Consider the following 1,666-nt stretch of genomic DNA (forward strand, 5'->3'; position numbering starts at 1 on the left):
ACATCTTGCGGAATGCTTCAGACGTCGTGGTTGTGCCGGCACCGGATGAACCAGTAACCGCAATGATTGGGTGTTTAGCTGACATGACAAACCTTGTCGAAAATAACGTACCTGTAAAGTGCAGCAGCGAACCGCTGCACGGTCGATAACCCACTATAGCATGTAACAACGACTTGTCATCGAGTGGGATACGGTAAAAATGTGAACGTGCTAAAACTTTGCTTTGAGTTGAATATCAACCGTTTCATGCAGTTCTGAGAACACGATGACGGCTTCACCTTTTTCTAGTTGCGTCTTCACTTGATCGATTTTGTTTTGCAGTGAAATTTCAACCGCGCCATAGTCGGTGCCTTCGCGTAGTACGAACTCACGAATTAGATTTTCCAGTGTTTCTGGCGCGATGTCTTGCCAAGGAATGATCATAAATACCTCAAACTTTTATGATGAAAGGCTAGTTTACTGTGTTCGCGGTTTGGATACAGCTGAAAGGTACTCTGCCGCGACACTTTCGTAGTACGCGGGCAGGGCTTCCTCTAACCAGAACTTTGGTTTTAATGCCGTACCAGTCAGAAAGCCAACGTGTCCGCCGTGCTCAAACAGACGGTAATCAATGTTATCTGGCAGAACAAATTTGGGGATCACCTCTTCGGTCATGAACGGGTCGTCTTTGGCGTGGATGATCAAAGTTGGCAAGGTGATCTGCTGTAACTTGCTCAATCCTGAGCATTGATCGTAATAATCTTGTGCATCCTTAAAACCATGCAGAGGTGCAGTGATCAAGTCATCAAATTCGTACAGACGAGTAACGCGCTTGATGGAGTTGTACGACAGCGCCAATTCGCCATGCAGTAAATGATGTTTTTGTAGAGCATTCCGTTTGAGCGAAGAGAGTAGGTAACGGCGATACACTTTGGAAAAGCCCTGCTCAATTCGATTGGCACAAGCCGCCAAATCCAGTGGTGCAGAGACGATGGTGGCCGCTTTTAAAATCGGGTCATCTTTGTATTGGGCTAAGTAGTTCGCCAGCATATTGCCACCAAGGGAGATGCCGACGGCGACTTTTGGATTGTTTGGAAAGCGCAGATGAAGGTGTTCCAAAAAGAAGCGAGCGTCCGTTACTTCTCCTGAATGGTATGCGCGAGCTTTTTTGTTCGGTTTGCCGCTACAGCCACGAAAATGCATCATCACCGATAACCAACCAGATTTCGCAAACGCATTCATCAGGCCGTTTGCATACGGGCTGTAGAAGCATCCTTCCAAGCCATGAAACAAAACGAAGATGGGTTTGTTCTGCGCGGGTTCTTTGGTGGGATCTTCACTCCAAGCGAGATCGAGGAAGTCGCCATCGTCGGTATCCAGCGTCTGCCAAATAGGCGTAAACAGCGCTTTTTTACGAATAAAGCGCGGTAAAAGGGTCTGAAGGTGCGGGTTCTTGATCCCGGCGGCTGCGAAAAATTGTGTCATACCTAACTGCTCTTATATGGTCCTTCATGTCAGTTGAAGAACTTATTAATATAATCCTTTATAAAGATTATAGGTATTCTACAGCGTTATGAGTGTTTTGGTGGGTGAATGTTTGGCACAGGGATAGCAAAGGCTTGTTGCAAATGCTCTCCACCAAGCTGACGACAGTATCTGAGCGTGAGTGGATCGCCATCGTTTTTAA

General features: G+C 46.6%; 2 protein-coding genes and 1 pseudogene. All 3 read right to left on the reverse strand.

The features are described from left to right. Positions 1 to 210: 210 nt before the first annotated feature. On the reverse strand, positions 211 to 423 hold the full coding sequence (locus tag R7Q41_RS23920) for a YheU family protein (protein ID WP_005458136.1): 213 nt from the start codon (positions 421 to 423) through the stop codon (positions 211 to 213). Between the two features lie 33 nt (positions 424 to 456). Beyond that, positions 457 to 1,464 (reverse strand): hydrolase, encoded by a 1,008-nt coding sequence (locus tag R7Q41_RS23925; RefSeq protein ID WP_005496534.1) that lies wholly within the window; start codon positions 1,462 to 1,464, stop codon positions 457 to 459. An 86-nt stretch (positions 1,465 to 1,550) separates the two neighbouring features. Beyond that, positions 1,551 to 1,666: pseudogene (locus R7Q41_RS23930) on the reverse strand (TIGR02444 family protein); the annotation flags it as partial.

The organism is Vibrio sp. 2096, assembly GCF_033339595.1.
GTDB classification, from domain to species: Bacteria; Pseudomonadota; Gammaproteobacteria; order Enterobacterales; family Vibrionaceae; genus Vibrio; species Vibrio alginolyticus.

Excerpts from the sequence above, each read along its gene's own strand:
- R7Q41_RS23920 (WP_005458136.1), bottom strand. The coding sequence starts at position 423 with ATGATCATTCCTTGGCAAGACATCGCGCCAGAAACACTGGAAAATCTA.
- R7Q41_RS23925 (WP_005496534.1), bottom strand. The coding sequence starts at position 1,464 with ATGACACAATTTTTCGCAGCCGCCGGGATCAAGAACCCGCACCTTCAG.